Source organism: Variovorax sp. Soil_C_12, from assembly GCF_057657375.1.
The window spans coordinates 14,278-31,867 of sequence record NZ_JBDGIO010000016.1 but is presented as its reverse complement, the minus strand read 5'-3'; the positions used below and the strand labels follow the sequence as shown (position 1 = coordinate 31,867).

Annotated in this window: 13 protein-coding genes and 1 pseudogene; 3 read left to right on the top strand and 11 right to left on the bottom strand. The window is 63.8% G+C overall.

The window, feature by feature from the left end:
* Window positions 1-43: 43 nt before the first annotated feature.
* The 7 genes from AC3A6X_RS30070 to AC3A6X_RS30040 form a co-directional block, all read right to left on the bottom strand.
* Window positions 44-3,121, bottom strand: coding sequence for a galactose oxidase early set domain-containing protein (locus tag AC3A6X_RS30070; protein ID WP_487845601.1), 3,078 nt, complete (start codon window positions 3,119-3,121; stop codon window positions 44-46).
* A gap of 902 nt (window positions 3,122-4,023) precedes the next feature.
* A complete protein-coding gene (locus tag AC3A6X_RS30065) occupies window positions 4,024-5,526 on the bottom strand; it encodes a carotenoid oxygenase family protein (RefSeq protein ID WP_487845600.1) in 1,503 nt (500 codons plus the stop codon).
* A gap of 10 nt (window positions 5,527-5,536) precedes the next feature.
* Window positions 5,537-5,950, bottom strand: coding sequence for a DUF2141 domain-containing protein (locus AC3A6X_RS30060; RefSeq protein WP_487845599.1), 414 nt, complete (start codon window positions 5,948-5,950; stop codon window positions 5,537-5,539).
* 134 nt (window positions 5,951-6,084) lie between these two features.
* A complete protein-coding gene (locus AC3A6X_RS30055; RefSeq protein ID WP_487845598.1) occupies window positions 6,085-7,152 on the bottom strand; it encodes an AI-2E family transporter in 1,068 nt (355 codons plus the stop codon).
* 39 nt (window positions 7,153-7,191) lie between these two features.
* Window positions 7,192-7,890 (bottom strand): GntR family transcriptional regulator, encoded by a 699-nt coding sequence (locus AC3A6X_RS30050; protein WP_487845597.1) that lies wholly within the window; start codon window positions 7,888-7,890, stop codon window positions 7,192-7,194.
* 24 nt (window positions 7,891-7,914) lie between these two features.
* Window positions 7,915-9,258, bottom strand: coding sequence for a C4-dicarboxylate transporter DctA (locus AC3A6X_RS30045; protein ID WP_487845596.1), 1,344 nt, complete (start codon window positions 9,256-9,258; stop codon window positions 7,915-7,917).
* Between the two features lie 373 nt (window positions 9,259-9,631).
* Window positions 9,632-9,943 (bottom strand): hypothetical protein, encoded by a 312-nt coding sequence (locus AC3A6X_RS30040; protein ID WP_487845704.1) that lies wholly within the window; start codon window positions 9,941-9,943, stop codon window positions 9,632-9,634.
* Between AC3A6X_RS30040 and AC3A6X_RS30035 the strand changes: the two are divergent.
* Window positions 9,824-10,550 (top strand): annotated as a pseudogene (locus tag AC3A6X_RS30035) (ATP-binding protein). The gene AC3A6X_RS30040 and the pseudogene AC3A6X_RS30035 overlap by 120 nt on opposite strands.
* A gap of 266 nt (window positions 10,551-10,816) precedes the next feature.
* Here the strand turns inward: AC3A6X_RS30035 and AC3A6X_RS30030 are convergent.
* From AC3A6X_RS30030 to AC3A6X_RS30015, 4 genes are all read right to left on the bottom strand, one after another.
* Window positions 10,817-11,803, bottom strand: a complete 987-nt coding sequence (locus AC3A6X_RS30030) for a Bug family tripartite tricarboxylate transporter substrate binding protein (RefSeq protein WP_487845595.1) — start codon at window positions 11,801-11,803, stop codon at window positions 10,817-10,819.
* Window positions 11,804-11,923: 120 nt separating this feature from the next.
* Complete coding sequence (locus AC3A6X_RS30025) at window positions 11,924-12,688, bottom strand: SDR family NAD(P)-dependent oxidoreductase (protein ID WP_487845594.1); 765 nt, start codon at window positions 12,686-12,688, stop codon at window positions 11,924-11,926.
* Between the two features lie 59 nt (window positions 12,689-12,747).
* Window positions 12,748-13,608, bottom strand: coding sequence for a TauD/TfdA dioxygenase family protein (locus AC3A6X_RS30020; protein WP_487845593.1), 861 nt, complete (start codon window positions 13,606-13,608; stop codon window positions 12,748-12,750).
* A 106-nt stretch (window positions 13,609-13,714) separates the two neighbouring features.
* On the bottom strand, window positions 13,715-14,710 hold the full coding sequence (locus tag AC3A6X_RS30015; protein ID WP_487845592.1) for a Bug family tripartite tricarboxylate transporter substrate binding protein: 996 nt from the start codon (window positions 14,708-14,710) through the stop codon (window positions 13,715-13,717).
* 411 nt (window positions 14,711-15,121) lie between these two features.
* On the opposite strand from AC3A6X_RS30015, the gene AC3A6X_RS30010 reads away from it, so the two are divergent.
* Together AC3A6X_RS30010 and AC3A6X_RS30005 are read left to right on the top strand one after the other, a co-directional pair.
* Window positions 15,122-16,756: a flavin-containing monooxygenase gene (locus AC3A6X_RS30010; protein ID WP_487845591.1), complete on the top strand. Its 1,635-nt coding sequence runs from the start codon at window positions 15,122-15,124 to the stop codon at window positions 16,754-16,756.
* 24 nt (window positions 16,757-16,780) lie between these two features.
* Window positions 16,781-17,548 carry an SDR family NAD(P)-dependent oxidoreductase gene (locus tag AC3A6X_RS30005; protein WP_487845590.1) on the top strand — a complete coding sequence of 256 codons (768 nt, stop codon included), beginning with the start codon at window positions 16,781-16,783 and terminating at the stop codon, window positions 17,546-17,548.
* The last annotated feature ends 42 nt before the right edge of the window (window positions 17,549-17,590 follow it).

The following is a 17,590-nucleotide window of genomic DNA, read 5'->3' as shown; positions in this document are numbered from 1 at the left end:
GCGGCTGACGCAGGGCGCGCGCTTCGGAGTCTGAAGCCTTGCCTCAGGCGACGCGGCACGACTTGACGACGAAAGGCGCCGGGTCGGTGCCGAAGAAGGCATTGGTGCAGGGCACCGTGCCGTTGACCGTCTTCTGCACCCAGCGCGTGTCGGCGCCGTACCTCACCACGGTCGGTGCCGACACGGTGAAGCTTTGGCCCTCGTTGGCGAGGAATGCGCCGGAGGGGGGCGGCGCAGGTGCGGGAGCTGGAGCTGGAGCTGGTGCCGGTGCTGGTGCTGGTGCTGGTGCTGGTGCTGGTGCTGGTGCTGGTGCTGGTGCTGGTGCTGGTGCAGGTGCTGGTGCAGGTGCAGGTGCAGGCGCAGGCGCAGGCGCAGGCGCAGGCGCAGGCGGTGGTGGCGGAGGTGGCGATGCGGTCACGAGCCTGCAGGACTTCACCACGAAGGGCGCCGGGTCAGTGCCGAAGAACGCGTTGGTGCAGGGCACCGTGCCGTTGACCGTCTTCTGCACCCAGCGCGTATCGGCGCCATACGCCACCAGGGTCGGGCTCGACACCGTGAAGGTGCCGCCTTCGGTGGCCAGCGTCGCTCCGGACGGCGCGGGCGCGGGTGCGGGCGCAGGTGCGGGCGCGGGTGCGGGCGCGGGTGCGGGTGCGGGCGCAGGTGCGGGTGCAGGTGCAGGTGCAGGTGCAGGTGCAGGTGCAGGTGCAGGTGCAGGTGCAGGTGCGGGGGCAGGTGCAGGTGCAGGTGCGGGGGCAGGTGCAGGTGCAGGGGCAGGTGCAGGTGCAGGTGCAGGCGCAGGCGGTGGTGGCGGAGGTGGCGATGCGGTCACGAGCCTGCAGGACTTCACCACGAAGGGCGCCGGGTCAGTGCCGAAGAACGCGTTGGTGCAGGGCACCGTGCCGTTGACCGTCTTCTGCACCCAGCGCGTGTCGGCGCCGTAAGCCACCAGGGTCGGGCTGGACACCGTGAAGGTGCCGCCTTCGGTGGCCAGCGTCGCTCCGGACGGCGGTGGCGCGGGCGCGGGCGCGGGCGCAGGCGCGGGTGCCGGTGCCGGTGCGGGTGCAGGCGCAGGCGCAGGCGCAGGCGCAGGTGCAGGTGCAGCCGTCCCCGTGTCCGCCACGCAGGACTTGGTCACGCCCGGCGCAGGATCGGTGCCGCCGAAGAAGGACGTGTTGCAGGTGCCGGCGCCGGTCACGACCTTGTCGACCCAGCGCCAATCGACGCCGTAGCTCACCACCGTTGCGCTCGTCATGTTGAAGGCGGCGCCCTGCGCGGCCACGGTGCGGTCGGCGCTCGTCACCTGGCCTCCCGGCGTCACGCCACCGGCCTTGGGCGCCAGCACATGGCAGGTCTTGGCGGCGTTCGGCGCCGGATTCATGCCGAAGAACTCGCTCCTGCAGCTCACGTTGCCGGTGACCGTCTTCTGCGTCCAGTTCCCGCCGTTACCGAACTGCACGACGGTGGGGGCCGGCAGGGTGAAGGTGTGTCCCTGGTCGCCTACTTTCGTCCAGCTGCCCTGCACCTTCAGGATCTTCGCGATGGAAGGCACACCCGCACTGTCGATCGCGAACAGCATGTAGTAGCCGGCGGGCAGGATGTTCGGGCTCTCGTTGAGGGTGACGTTGACCGTCGAGCCGGCCTGTGTGAAAGGCAGGTCGAGAAAGCGCTGCCCGAAGTCGGTCGAATGCGTCACCGAGCCGGTACGCACCAGCGTGATGCGCTGGATCGCCAGCGGCGAGGCCACGCTGATCTGGAAGTTGGTGCCGAGGGTGAGCTGGGCCGGCGCCGTGTTGATGATCGGACGCGGCGCACGCTGGCCGCTGGCGTTGAAGAGGTAAGGCGGCGAATAGATCTCGGCATTGAGGTTGACCACCGGTCCCGGCGAGCCGCCGCCGACCGACAGCACCGTGGCATCGGGCAGCAGCATGGCCGTGGAGTGGTACAGGCGCGCTTTCTGCGCCTCGTTGCCGGTGGTCCACTGCCCCGTGGCGGGATTCCAGATGAGGGCCGTGAAGGCGGTGCCGACCAGCTCGTTCTCCTGGGCCGAGCCGCCGGTGACCAGCACCTTGCCGTCGGCCAGCACGGTGGCCGTGCCCCATTCGCGATTGGGCCCGGGGCCCGCGACGGTGTTCACGACCGGCGTGCGGCCGTTGATGTCGACCACCACCGCGCTGCCGTCGTCGGCCACCATCAGCATCTTGCCGCGGTCGAACATGGCCCAGGGCAGCACCCAGTTGAGGAACTTCGGCATCGTGCCGACCGGCCCGAGGGTGGGCGCCTCGGTGTTGATGCTGAACAGCTGGTTGCTGCTGGCCACCACCACCCGGCCGTTGGGGGCCAGCACCGCGCGAGGGTAGAACCAGTCGCCCGGCCAGTTGGGAATGGCCCCCAGCGTATTCCAGCCCTGGCCCGGTGTGTAGATCTCGGGCACGCCGGAGCCGGCGCCGCCGCCGTCGATGCCCGCCAGCATCAGCGCCCGGCCGTCGGCCAGGGGCACCGCGCTGCCGTACCAGCGCGCATAGGCCATCGGCGGCCCGGCCGTGATGGTGGAGGAGACGGGGTCGTAGAAGTTGACGTCGGCCACGCCGCCGTTGACCTGGTTCGGCGTGATCCCGCGGGTGTCTCCCCCGGCCAGCAGCACCTGCCCGGACGGCAGCACGGTCTGGGCGGTGCAGAAGAGGTCGGTGCGCACGGTGTGCTGCAGCAGGCTGTGGGCGTTGGTGGTCGGGGTCCAGACGTCGTAGTAGAGCTGGGCGCCCTGGGCGCCGCTCGGGTCGGTGCCGTAGCTCATGACCTTGCCGTCGGGCGTCAGCACGGCATGGATGGCATTGATCGGCCAGCTGATGGGCGCCGCCCACTCGCCGCCGGTATTCACTGCCACCGCGGCGGCCGCCGCAGCCTCGGCGGCGGCGGGCTGGCCGGAGATCCCGGGGCCGCGGTCGATCGGGGCCGGGCGGTCCCGTTCCAGTTCGCGCTGCCGGGCGATGTCCGCGGGCGTCTTGACGGCCTTGCGTGACATCACGGGCGAGGTCTTGGCTTCGGCGTCGGTGGTGGCGGCAGCGGGTGCCGAGGCTTCGGCGGTGCCGGTGCCGGTGGCGGTGGTGGCGACAGCGGGGGCCATCCCGCCTCCAGCCGTCCCCGGGGCGGGGGCGGAGGTGTCGGTGCCGGTGCTGGTCGCGCTGGCCCCAGTGCCGGTGACCCCCGAAGCCGTGCCGCCATCGCCTCCACCGCCGCACGCGGTGATCACCAGCGGGGCCCACAGGGCGATCCACCTGAAACCCGAAGCACGCGGAAATGGCGGCGAGGTGTTCGGCATATCCCTCCCAACGATCCCTAGAAAGGAGAACTTAGGAGTTATACAGCGCGCATTTCGAAGCGTCGTCTACCAATATGGGTAGGCCCAAAGACCTAAGAACTTCCCCTAGGCTGGAACGAAAGGCGCTGGGCAGGCCCGGCGATCGTCGATCAGTCGTGCCCGATGCTCACCGTGAAACGAAGTGGCAATCCAAACCGCGCCAGCATCGCAAGCTGATCGCTCTCGATTGCGAACTCACATGCCCCTTCGCCCTCGCCATCAACCTCCCCAACAGGAATGCATCGTGTCTCCGCATGCGCAGCGGAGAACGCCACCAGGGATGCCTGAAGGACAGCGCAGGCTCGCCAGATGACGGTGAAAGCTACGGGTCGCCTGGGACGCGCGGTGCTGCTCTGACGCTGAGCGGACGAGGTTGAAAGTGCAGCGCGCATGCGTGCGCGCCGTTGACGGCTTGCCATGGAAATCCTGGTGAATTGATCTTCTCGCTGCATGCCCTGGGCACGCAGCGGCGCGATTCAATGAAAGGGAGTGCGGTGGCAAATACATCCCGCCACTGCATCCATTTCATTGGTGGCGCGGATCGTAGCCAGCCCAGTCACAGCAGCATAGACAGGAGAAAGTTCAACCGATGTCAATCCGAGTGCTCAGGAGTAACGCTTAACGTATCTTCGGGAGACTTCAGGCCTCAAAGTCTCTAAATAAGTTCGCTAGACCGGCACGAACGCCCCGTGCAATCCCGACGGCAAGGCACGCGGCAGGATGGCCTGCGCCACCGGCCCGGCTTTCAGGTCGTCGGCCGCGAAGCACGACAGCACCGTCTTCCCCCGCGCCAGGTCGAGCACCGTGCCCAGGATCCACCCCGGCCGCCGCCCGTCTGGCACGAACACATGCTCCTCCACCATCGCCTGCGCTCCATAGACGAAACGCTGCGAGCGGCCGGTTTCGACATCCGTGCGCGCGATCGCGCCGAAGCCCGGGCGCTCCTTCATGAGCTGCGTCGCATGCACTACGCTGCGGTGGCGCAGGCCGACGCGGCGCGGGTCGATGCGCGGGAACTCGGCGGCAAGGTCCAGGGCGTACTGCGTGGCGCGGCCGGTGCCGAGGTCCAGCGTGGCCACGGTCAGGTGGGGTTCGGGGCTGGTCACGCGGCGCCCGCGCATCAGCTCGCGGTTGGTGGTGAAGACCGAGCTCGCATCCTCCGAGCGCACGTAGTCGATATGGATGCGCGCGCCCTTCGGCGTGGCCTCTTCCCACGCGTTGCCCACATGGAAGAGGAAGCCGGCCGGCAGCGTGAGCAGCTGGCGCTTGTTCCAGTCCTTCTTGTCGACGACGAGGGCGCGCATGCCCAGCTCGGGCCGCCACACGTGCGCGTCGAGGAAGCTCGTGCCGGGCTGCTGCTTGCGCGCGCCGTCGTAGACCAGCGGCGGCATCAGGAAGACCAGGTGCCGCTCGGTCACGGCGAAGTCGTGGACCATCGGCAGGTCGGCCACCGGCACCACGGCCGCGCGGCGCAGCTGGCCTTCGGGCGCGATCTCGTAGAGCGCCAGCAGGCCCTGGCTGCCGCCCACGCCGAAATTCCACACCGTGCCGTCCGGGTCCACCTTGGGATGGGCGGAGAAGGGCATGCCCGCGAGGTCGGGGCGCCAGGTCTTCAGGCCCAGCGTGGCGAGCGTGCGCGCGTCGATGCGCGTGGCCGAGCCGCCTTCCCACAGCGCGAGCACCTCGCCCTGCAGCGGCAGCACGCTGGTGTTGGCGACGTTGATGCTGTCGGCCGAGGTGGGCGGCTCGACGCCCGGCGGCACGGTGCCGAAGGCCTCGGTCAGCCGCCGGCCGGCGCGCACTTCAGCGACGCGCTTGGACGTGGCGACATAGCGGCCCTGGTGGTGCACCTGCCGGCCCTCGATGACCAGTTGCTGCACCATGCCGTCGCCATCGAACCAGTGGTGGTAGCGCTCGCCGCCCAGGTCATGGCCGGCCGGGCCGATGCGGTAGAGCGTGCCGGCCACCGCGTCGGGAAAGCGCCCGCGCACCTGGGCGGGCGCGAGCGGGAGGTCGCCGGGCGGCGTGGCGAAGCCCAGCTTCCAGGGGGCGTCGGAGGCCTCGAATTCGGCCTGCCAGCTGGCGTCCTCGCTCGCCCGGGCGAGCAGGGGAGCGAGAAGGGGCGTCGCGCCGGCCGTGGCCAGCAGGCGCAGGAGTTCGCGTCGTTGCATGGAGGGCTCCTCAGCGCAGGTGGATCACGGTCTGCACATTGGCATCGACCTGGAGCGCCGCGGCGTCGAAGCCGGGCGCCGCACGGTTGCCCTTGGCGTCGTTGGAAAAGCCGTAGCGCTCGGTGGGCATGCCCATCAGGTTGGTGTCGAGCTTGCCGTTGCCGTTCTCGTCGGCGAACACGCGCAGCGCGTAGCGCCCGGGTGCCAGGCCGGGGAAGGAGAGCCTGGCCGTGCCGTTGTTCATCTGCACGATCTGCGCGGCCAGCGTCTTGTTGCTGTCGTAGTTCGGGGCGCTGTCGAAGAGCGCGACGTACAGCGGTGTCGTCGCGGCGGGACCGTCGACGACGCTGAGATGAAGATCAGCCGCCAGAGCGCCCAGCGGGGCGAGCAGGGCGGCGGCGGCAGCGAGGGAAAGCTTGTGCATGAGGGCCTCTTCGTGAAGTGGAGGCCCGACGATCGCGCAGGCAGGCTGTGCTGCCAAGTGCGATGCGACGAGATGCAAAATCGCCGCGCGAAATGCGAACGGCGCGCGCGAAGCGCAGCGGAAATGCCTGCCTTCTAGCCCGGCGGCCGCTCGGCTTCCTCGTTCGACGAGGCGAACAGATCCCATGTGGCCATGAACAGCGCCGCCACCACCGGCCCGATCACGAAGCCGTTCACGCCGAACAGCGCCATGCCGCCCACGGTGGACATCAGCACGATGTAGTCGGGCATCTGCGTGTCCTTGCCCACCAGAATGGGGCGCAGGACGTTGTCGACCAGCCCGATCACCACCACGCCGAAGACGATCAGCGCGACACCTTCCCAGATGTGGCCGGTGGCCAGGAAGTAGATCGCCACCGGCAGCCAGATCAGCGCCGCGCCCACCGCCGGCAGCAGCGAGAGGAAGGCCATCAGCACCGCCCACAGCAGCGCGCCCTGCACGCCCAGCACCCAGAACGCGAGGCCGCCGAGCGCCCCCTGCACGGCGGCCACCGCCACGTTGCCCTTGATGGTGGCGCGGATCACGGTCGTGAATTTGTTGAGGAGGTAATGCGTGTGCGGCCGCGCGATCGGCAGCGCCTCGCGCACTTTCTTCGACAACGCCGCGCCGTCGCGCACGAAGAAATAGAGCATGTAGAGCATCAGCGCGAAGCTCACCAGGAAATCGAAGGTGTTCTGCCCGATGTTGAGCGCCTGCGTGGCGATCAATTGGCCGGTCTGGGCTGCGCTCTGGCCGATCCGCGCCAGCATCGCTTCCACATTGCCGAGGCCGAAGCGGTCCAGCAGGCCGCTCAGCCATCGCGGCATCACCCCGATGATCTGCTGCACGTAGCGCCCGAAGTTGATCTCGCCGGTGCGGATGCGCTGCGTCACCAGCGAGGCTTCCTGCACCAGCGAGACCGTCACCATCGCCACCGGGATGATCACGATCACCAGGCAGATCGCGAGCGTGGCCAGCGCCGCGAGGTTGCGCCGCTTCGGCATTTTCTTCAGCAGCCGTTTGTAGAGCGGATTGAACAGGATGGCCAGCGCGACAGCCCAGAGCACCGCCCCGAAGAAGGGCATCAGGATCCAGAAGAAGGCAGCCGTGACGGCCGCCAGCAACAAAAGGAAGACCGTGCGCTGCAGATCAGGTGAATTCATGGCCCGGCGACTGTAGCCGAGCCCGGTGGCATCGGGCTGTCAGCGGGAAGCCCGAGGCAGCGCGACGGGCGCCAAGGTGGCGCGCAGGCGCTCGTCGGCGCCGGGGCTGTCGGCCACCTCGGCCTCCAGTGCCTCCTCGACGTTGCCGATGTGGTCCAGCATCAGCTGGCGCGCGCGCTTCATCTCGCCGGCCTCGAGCGCGGCCACGATGGCCGCATGCTCGGAACAGGACTGCCCAGCTTCGTGCGTGGACTGGAAGAGGGTGGCCGCCAGCGTGGTGCGCGCCGTGAGGTCGCGCAGCACGTCGCACAGCAGCCGGTGGCCCATCTGGTCGGCCAGGCAGACATGGAAGTCGGCCAGCAGGAAGGCGCGGGTGGCGGCGTCGGCGCCGGCGATGGCGCGCTTCTCGTCGGCAATGTGCTCGCGCAGCTTGCGGATCACCTTCGACAGCGGCCGCCCCGATTCGGCCAGGATGCCGGCCTCGATGATGCGGCGCGCCGCGAAGGCGTCGCGCGCCTCCTCGGCCGAGGGCTCCACCACGTACCAGCCGCGGCGCGACTGCACCTCGACGAAGCCGCGGGCCTGCAGCTGCATCAGCGCCTCTCGCACCATGGTGCGGCTGACGCCGAAGTTCTCTGCCAGCTGCTGCTCGCCGAGGCGCTCGCCGGGCGCGAGCTTCTGGGCGAGGATGGCCTCGACCACGCGCGCGGCGATGGTGGTGGGAGTGACGTCGGTCATATAGCGCCAGGGTTTAACAGATCCTCAGTGTGCCGGATGAGCGGCCTGCGCAACGTGGGCGGCAGCGACCGGCGATCCAGGCTCGGCCAGCGGCTCGTCTTCCGGCGAGTGGGTGCCATTGAGCACCGCATGGGCGCGTTCGCGGTCGATGTCGCCTTCCCAGGCCGCGATGGCGACGGTGGCCACGCAGTTGCCGATCAGGTTGCCGAGCGCGCGTGCGATGCCCATGAACCAGTCCACCGAGAGCACCAGCACCAGCCCGATCGCGGGAATGGCGGGAATCGCATGCAGGGTGGCGGCCAGCACCACGATCGCCGAGCCCGGCACGCCGTGCGCGCCCTTCGAGGTCACCAGCGCGATCGCGAGGATGGTGAGCAGGTCCGACATCGAGATCGGCGTGTTGGTCGCCTGCGCGATGAACACGGCCGCCAGCGTGATGTAGATCGAGAAGGCGTCCAGGTTGAAGGAATAGCCGGTCGGGATTACCAGCCCCACCGTCGAGTCGCGGATGCCCATGTGGCGCAGCTTGGCCATGATCTGCGGCAGCACGCTGTCCGACGAGGTGGTCGCAAAGACGATGGTCAGCTCCTCGCGCAGGTAGCGCAGCAGCTTGATCAGGCTGAAGCCCGAGAGCTTCATCACGAAACCCAGCACCACGAACACGAAGACCAGCACCGAGGCGTAGAACAGCACCACCAGCATGCCCAGCTGCTTGAGCGAGCCCACACCGTACTTGCCGACCGTGAAGGCGATGGCGCCCAGCACGCCCAGCGGCGCCAGCTTGATGATGATGCCCATGATCTTGAAGAGCACCAGCGAGAGCGAGTCCACCACCGTGGCCACCGGCTTGCCGAGGTCGCCCAGCAGCGCCAGCGCGCAGCCGAACAGCACTGCGAACAGCAGCACCTGCAGCACGTCGCCGGTGGCGAAAGCGTTGACCACCGTGGTCGGTATCAGCTTCATGAGGAAATCGACCGTGCCGCCGCTGGTGAGCTTGTCGGCGTTGGAGGCGTAGGCGCTCATGGCCGCCGAGTCCAGCGTGCCGGGGTCCACGTTCATGCCCACGCCGGGCTTGAACACGAAGGCCAGCACCAGGCCCATGGCGAGTGCGATGGTGGTCAGCACCTCGAAGTAGATCAGCGCCTTGACGCCGACCCGCCCCACGCGCTTGAGGTCCCCTGCACCGGCGATGCCATGCACCACCACGCAGAAGACCAGCACGGGGATGATCATCTTGATCAGTTTGATGAAGCCGTCGCCCAAGGGCTTGAGCTTGACGGCGAAGTCGGGGAAAAACAGGCCTGCCACCACGCCGAGTACCAGCGCGATGACCACCTGACCGAAAAGTGATTTGGCGAAACGGGGCATCCTTGTCTCCGTGATGGTTGCATGCAAGACGAAGGAGATCTTGCATACAAGCAATGTAGGCAAGGTTTGGGGATATTTCTGTGCGGGTATACCCCTGCTCGTTACCAGCGCTTGCATTTTGTTCTAGGTAAATAAATGCGCAAACAAGTCATTAAATGCGAAAACAACGCAATAGATGCGCAAACAACCTGGCGGCAAGCAGCAGGGCGCTGCGCTAAGAGGCAAGGCGGCTGAAGGAGGGCGTAGTGACTCGCTCGGCAGTTGGCGACATGCGGCGCACTGGGCACATGAGCAGATGGTGGCTACTCGTCAGATGATTTGAGTGGTAGGGACCAAGCAGCCGGCGCCGCTACGCATCGCGCCGAGCGAACTGCTACCGACCTAGGCGCCTGGGAGACTGGGCATTCTCCTGGTGATGCAAGTTGCGGGGCCTTGCCGTCTTGACTTCCGTGAGATGAAAGCCCGGCGTTCGCGCATACAAGAACGCCGAGTACTCTTCACGCATCGTCTTGCCCTGGAGGTACTGCGCATGCCCCTCACTGAGATCGAACGCACGCTGCGCGAACTGCGCCTGTCCGGCATCGCCGCAACCCTGAACGCCCGCGTCATGCAGGCGCAGTCCTCGCAGCAGCCGCTGCTGGAGACGCTTGCAGGATTGCTGCAGGACGAGCTCGACCGGCGCCACTCGCGCCTGACCGAGCGACGCTTCAAGCAGTCATGTCTCGATGAACGACCCACGCTGAGCGACTTCGACTGGCGCTTCAACCCGAAGCTGCCTCGTCAGGCATTGCTTCGAGTTGCACACGCCGGAGGTCATCGCCGACGGCGCCAACGCGCTGATCATCGGCAAGCCCGGCACCGGGAAGTCGCACGTGGTCAAGGCCGTCGCCTACCCAAGCCACCCTGCAAGGCCATGAGGTTCGCTACGTCGAGGCCGACACCGACTTCGCCCGCTTCCACTGGCGAGCCCCAAGGAGCAGACGGCGTTGATGCGCAACTATGTCGAATCCGACCTGCTTGTGCTCGACGACCTCTTCCTCGCACGGCGCATCTCCGATGCCGCCGCCGAATTGCTCCGGACCGTCGTACACCAGCGCAACAAGCGCCGCGGCAGCATCGTCGTGACCTCCAACCGCATCGTGCAGGACTGGGGCAAATACCTCGGCGACGCGACCATGGAAACCACCATCCTCGACAGGTTGATGCATCGTGCCGTCATGCTCGAGTTCGAAGGCAAGAGCCACCGGCTGAAGGAAGCCGCAGCACGCCTGGCGATCGCCGCCCAAGCGTGACAGATCAATAAAGCAACTCATGTCTCGCCTGGAGGAATTTGAGCGTCTACAGGCGGGGGAGTTTGAAGTTTCAATCAGGGAGTGGTTGCCCTTCTTGCTCTGCTTAATCTCCAAGTTTGTGGCATTCCAGCGGTGGCAAAGCACAGGACGCAACCACGCGCTCCATCTCTTCGAGAATAATCGCACTTTCGCGCCTTCATCGTCGAAGGGCTCAGGTCAGTCCAGGCTGCTTCATGGCCTCAGCGGGCCTGATTTGCCGGTGTCCCTTAGCTTTCGATCTTGATGCCAAGCTTCTTGATCACGTTGCCCCAAGCACCGCGCTCTTCGGCCAGATATTTCTTGAGGTCGTCGCCAAATATGCCTTCTGGGTCGATGCCAGTTCCGCTGATGCTCGCCAGATAGGACGGGCTGGCGGCAATGTCCCGCATTGCGTCAATGAGTCGGTTGGTGATCGCGGGTGGCATCTGAGGCGGGCCGACAAGAGCCGAAAAGCTGGGCGGAGCAAACACGTTGGCAACGCCCTGCTCGGCTAGTGTCGGAACATTCGGAAAGTGAGTCACTCGCCGGCTTCCCGTGTACGCAAGCGCTTTCATTTTCCCCGCCTTCACGAGTTCTTGAGCACCTTGGACCGAATTGAAGATGAAAGTCAGATCTCCATTCATCAGGGCGGGGAATACGTGAGCATAGTCCTTATAGGGGACGTGGATCATCTTGATGCCCGTAGCCTGACAGAACATTTCTGCCGTCAGATGCAAAGTGGATCCTTGCCCGCTTGAGCCGAAGGCGAGCTGTCCGGGCTTCTCGCGTGCAGCGGACACAAGATCGGCGATCGAGTTGATTCCGCTGTTTGCACCGGTCAGCAGAAAGTTATTCCAAGTCTGGATGATGCCGAGAAAGGTGAAGGCGGCGGGATCGTATGGTGGTTGTCGCAAGTTGACGCCGGATGTTAGGGTTCCGGATCCCGGCACTCCAAGCGTATAGCCGTCAGGCTTGGCCTTTGCCACGTGATTGATCCCGATGGTGCCGCCAGCGCCAAACTTCTGTTCAACCAGGAATGTTCCGCCGAGGCGTTTGCTGAATTCCTGCGCAAGGTATCGGGCATGTGAGTCAACGACGGCTCCGAACGGAGTGACGATGGTCACTGGACGCGCGGGATAGGTTTCTTGTGCGGCCGCGCGGAGGGGGGCGATGCCTCCGATGCCGAACGCTGAAATAGTGCACAGGACGGAACGTCTGGAGGGATGTTGGCTCATGAAAATCTCGCAGGTGAGTGACTAGAAGTGGAGACGAAGATGGCCTCTTCCGGAGGCGGGGATCGGCGACGTAGTCGCTGCGAGCGGCAATCCCACAGCGCAGTACCGGCGGAATTGGCTTCAGCTCATGGTGTGACCGCCATTGACGTCCAGGCACGCACCCGTCACGAAACTCGCATCGTCCGAAGTGAAGAACGCTACGGCGGCGCCAAGCTCGTCTGCTGAACCTGAGCGACCCATGGGAGTCTTCGCAACGATCGAGTCGAAGACTTCGGTACTTATTTGCTGCGTGAGTAGCGATCTGAATATGCCGGGTGCGATGGTGTTGCAGGTGATCCCAGAGCGAGGAAAGTCGTTCGCAATGGAGCGTGTCAGCCCAAGCATCGCCGCCTTCGATGCTGCGTACGCCGGGCCCGCCTGATTGGGGTTGTAGCGGCCCGCCCGAGAGGAGATGTTGACGATCCGCCCCCAGCCTTGCGAGACCATGTCGGGGACGAATTTCTGAGACAACAACATGGGGATCGTCACGTTGATCCAGAAAGACAGGTCCCAATCTTCAAGAGAGACCTTCGTGACGTCGCTGGTCTCACCGTCGCGCCGGGGGGAGACGCCTGCGTTGTTGACGAGGATCGTGGGTGGTGCCCACCCGTGATGACGGACGGCACTGGCAATGAGGTCCGCGCTGTTCTTTTCCCGCAGGTCCACGACCAGTGGCAACACGTCCTCATTCGCGAGCTCACTTGCAGCCTCGTTCAGTGCCGCTTCGCGCAGATCGACAAGTACCACCCGCCTCCCTTGCCGCAAGAGCTGGCGCGCGATTCCGAGGCCAAGATAGCCTGCACCCCCAGTGACAACTGCGGTGCGGGGCGTGGTTGCGCTGTTCATCTGCTACTTCCATTTCAACTAGGTGACGTGCGTTAATCAGACACAAACTGACCAGGATCTCAGGCAAGCTGGGGCTCGTCCAGTAGGCGCCCCGAGGGTGCGCCCACCATGGACGTTCGGAGCAGTTCCCGCTCGGCGTCTGCGGGGTAGTCTGCAAGCGCCATGTGAACCGTGCAGCGGTTGTCCCACATCAGAAGATCACCGACGCGCCACTTCTGCCGAAGGGAGAACTCCGGGCGAGTTGCATGTTTGAACAGATATTCAAGTAATCCCTTGCTCTCTTCCCTGCTCATCCCATCGAAACGCGGACACATCCATTCGCTCACGAACAATGCCTTGCGGCCCGTTTCCGGGTGAACCCGGCAAACCGGCTGCAGCACGGGCGGAATCCGCTTCAGCGCGGCTTCCACTCGGTCTCGGGACGCTTTCAGGTAGTCGCCGCCGTTGGTCAAATCATGAACGGCCTCCAGCGGTTCGAGAATTTGCTGGAGAGTCGGTGACAACGTCTCCCATGCCAGGTACATGTTCGCAAATAGCGTGTCGCCCCCAACCGGCGGCAACTTGAGGCAGTAAAGGCTGGATCCCAGTGATGGACGGGTCGTGTAGGAGAGGTCCGAGTGCCATTGCTGACCGAAGACCACGCGCTCGCCGCGCACTTTCCTCGACTTCACGACAAGCAATTCCGAATGGTCCGCGTGTCGCAGTTCGCCCGGGTAGTTGTCGTGCGTGGCCAGTGGCGCGAACCTTGCGCTGAATTCGATCAGCTCTTGCGGCGTGAGTTGCTGTCCGCGAAACAGCAGGACCTGATGCCGCAGCCATGCTTCGTGAATCTCCGCGACCTGTTCGTTCTCGAGTCGCCTCGACAGGTCGAGGCCGTGCACTTGGGCACCGAGCGCAGACGCAAGGGGTGTGATCTTCATCAAAAACTCTTCAGTGTGGAAATTCGGACGCTGTTCGGCCGCGGATGTCGTCGGGCTGACGGATACGCGCCGTCGAAGGGCCGTCTGCGTTGGGTATCGCTGCCGGCTACTGGGGCTCGATGCCGAGCTTCTTGGTGAGGGCTGCTTGTCGTGCAAAGTCCGCATAGACAGCGTCCTTGAAGCCATTGCCGATGAGCGAGATCGGGAGATTGCCGGTGCGTGTGACTGCAGCGCGGAAGTCGGGGTCTTCGCCGATCGCCTGGAGGGTGCTGACGAGACGCGCCTCGATTTCTTTTGGCAAGCCGGGTGGAGCGATCAGCCCGTAGAAGTTGGGGAGGTCCAGACCGCTCAGTCCGACTTCCGCGAATGTGGGCACGTTCGGCAGGTCCGGATTTCGGGTATCGCCACTGACTGCTACGGCGGCCAATCTTCCGGACTTGATCAGCGCTGTACTGACAGAGGTAACGCTCATGTAGCAATCGATGTCCCCGGCGACGAGGGCCATGGTGAGTGCTTCGGTGCTCTTGAATGGGACGTGGACAGCGTTCGAGATGCCCGCCGCGGCATTCAATCGCTCGATGCTGAGGTGCATGCCGCTTCCCACGCCGGGGGAGCCGTAGTTCAGGGACCGTTTCCTGGATAGTTCAACCAGGTCCCGCAAGGTTTTGGTCCCTTTGTCCGGTGCCACCATCAGCACTGACTGGGAAGACATCAGCGCGCCCAGGAAGGTCAGATCCTGCGGCCGATAGCTCAAGTTCTTGTAGATGTGCGGGGCGATGCTGAGTGTCGAATTGACGCCGATGCCGAGCGTGTGGCCGTCGGGCTTTTGCCGACTCAAGTAGCTCGTTGCAATCGTGCCGCCGGCGCCGAGCTTTTGCTCCACGACGAAAGCGGCGCCCAAACGCTTCGAGAGTTGCTCGGCCACCAGACGTCCGAACATATCGACGGAAGAGCCAAAGGGTGAAATTATCGTGACCGCCCTCCCGGATGGGTACGCCTCCTGGGCTACGGAGTTGCGAGCCCAAAGAGCTGGAGCGGCCGCCGTCGCCAAACCGAACCCGATGTTCTGAATGGCACTGCGCCGGGAAAGTTGACGGGACATATCTGAGCCTCTTGAAGAGCGCCGTCAAAGAGCTGCCGGCGTTTTGCACGTGACATTGGTGCGCGGCAGGCATTCATTTGCTTGAACGGCCTGAGCGATCGCTTAGTGTTCGCCGGATCGACCGAGTTGTCAACGTGCAGGACATACGGATTAACCCGCGGGGGTACTGGCCCTGGCCCGTCCTATCGGCAACGTTGGTGTCGTGAACCAACCCATCCGTGCGCCGCTCACCCAGTGAGAAAGCAACTTGATTTTCAACACTCGCGCGAGGGAGCGAGGGTTTCTCCCAATGATGACTTTCTGTTCGAAAGCTTGTACGCTCTAAGCACGCGCTTGGTACGGACAAGCAATTGAACGCGCTAGCGTTCGTCACCCCTGAACCCAACCGGTCGATCATTGAGGAAGCGGAACATGACACCCAATTCAGTAGCAGATTCTTCGTCCCACGTGGGCAACACCTACGAAGCCTTGGTGATCGGCGCCGGCTTCGCCGGACTTGGCATGCTTTGGCAGCTGAAGGAGATGAACGTCTCCGCACACTGTTTCGAGGCGGGAACCGATGTGGGAGGTACGTGGTATTGGAACAAGTACCCTGGGGCCAGAACTGACAGCGAGGCTTGGTACTATTGCTTCTCTTTTTCGGGCGAACTCAATCAGGAGTGGAAGTGGAAGGAAAGATATCCCTCGCAGAAAGAGGTGAGGAGCTATCTAAGTCATGTTGCTGAGCGATTTAGCCTCAAGGAACATATAACTTTCAGAACAAGGGTCACCAAGGCTGCCTACGATGAGTCGGAGAAGCTCTGGACCGTCGTCACTGACCGCGGAGAAGAATATAAGGCGAAATACCTCATCTCTGCGATGGGAATCTTGTCATCCGCCTTTGTACCCCCATGGCCCGGTTTCGGCGACTTCAAGGGCCGCCACTATCTGACTGCGCAATGGCCCGAAACGCGCCCGGACTTTAATGGACGGCGAGTCGGCCTGATCGGAACCGGTGCAACGGGTGTGCAAATCACCCCTCATCTTGCAGAAGAATGCGCACGCTTGACCGTGTTTCAGCGCACCCCTAACTATGTAGTTGAAGCTCAGAATCATGCGCTTACGGATCATTTTCTCGCCGACATCAAGAGCAAATATCCAGAAATATGGCGACAAGTGGACCGCCACGCGTTCGCGATGCCTTTCGAGGTGACCGGCCGGGTCCACCGAGACTTCACCGCGGAGGAACGTAACGAGATTTTTGAAGAAGGATGGCGCAGAGGCGGATTCCGCTTTCTATTCGAGACTTTCGATGACCTTCTTGTGGATAAGGAGGCTAATGAGGCCGCGAGCGAGTTTATACGTGGCAAGATCAGAAGCATCGTAAAGGACAAGGAGACTGCGGAGCTTCTGTGCCCAAGAGGCTACCCTTACGGATCCAAACGGCCGCCCGCGGGACATGGCTACTACGAGACCTTCAACAGAGATAACGTTGAGCTGGTGGACATCTCCAAGAACGAGATTACTCGAATTCTTCCCGACGGCATCGAATTGAAGGATGGGACGAAGTGTCAACTGGATGACATCGTCATCGCCACCGGCTTCGATGCGTTCACGGGCGCTTTGGTAAATGTGGATATTCGCGGGAAGTCCGGCGTCTCGCTGGCTGACAAATGGCGAGACGGTCCCCGAACACTGTTCGGAGTCGCAACCAATGCTTTCCCCAACTTTTTTATGATTACCGGTCCACTCAGCACGTTCGGGAACGTCCCGTCCACTATCGAAAGCAACATTCGTTGGATCTGTGGCGCGATCAGTTTTCTTAAATCCAACAAGCTTGAAGCGATGGAGGTCAGCGAACTCGCAGAAGACGAGTGGGTCAAAAAGACGCAGGAAGCGGTGGATGCTACATTAATTTCGGAGGGTGCTCGTGCGAATTCATGGATTCTCGGGGCTAATATTCCTGGCAAGAAGCACGTGCCGGTCGCGTTTCTTGGCGGCTACAACAACTACGTCGATATGATGCGTGCCGAGTGCGAAGAGTATCCGAGCTTTAGTTTCCAGTAAGCGAGCCACCACGGGAAAGCTCGCATGTTCAAGCTCAACAATAAAGTCTGCATTGTTACTGGCTCCAGCCGGGGAATTGGAAAGGCGGTTGCGACCGCCTTTGCATCGCAGGGCGGCAAGGTGGTCATCTCGTCGAGGAAGTCAGAGGAGTGCAGCGCGGTTGCCGCACAGATCAATACGGTCGCGGGCAGGGAGGCTGCGGTCCCCATCAGCGCAAACATCAGCTCCAAAGACGATCTGCACAACCTCGTTTCACGCACCGTTGAGTTGCTGGGTCGGGTGGATGTCCTCGTTTGCAATGCAGCCAGCAACCCTGCGTATGGCCCCATGGCGCAAGTTGACGATGCGCAATTTCAGAAACTGTTCGAAGCCAACATCCTTTCAACCCACCGACTGATTCAGTTGGTCTCCGGCCAGATGGTGGAGCAAAAGAGTGGCTCCATCATTGTCATGTCTTCCATTGGTGGCCAAAGAGGTTCCAAACTGATCGGTGCCTACAACGTCACCAAGGCGGCGGATCTGCAGATCGTCCGGAACATGGCGCAGGAACTCGGACCGCATGGAATACGCGTGAATGCGATCTCTCCCGGTTTGATCAAAACCGACTTTGCGCGGCCCCTTTGGGATACGCCGGAGCTGGCAGACAAGTTCCGCCGAGGATCGGCGCTTGGCCGAATCGGTGAGCCATCAGATATCGCTGGCGCCGCCGTGTTCTTGGCAGCGGATGAGTCTTCCTTTGTCACGGGCCACAATTTGGTCGTCGATGGAGGCGTCACGATCGTCGGTGACTGATCCGGTGAGCCCATGATGCGCTTGTGGTGCTTCGCCTTGGCG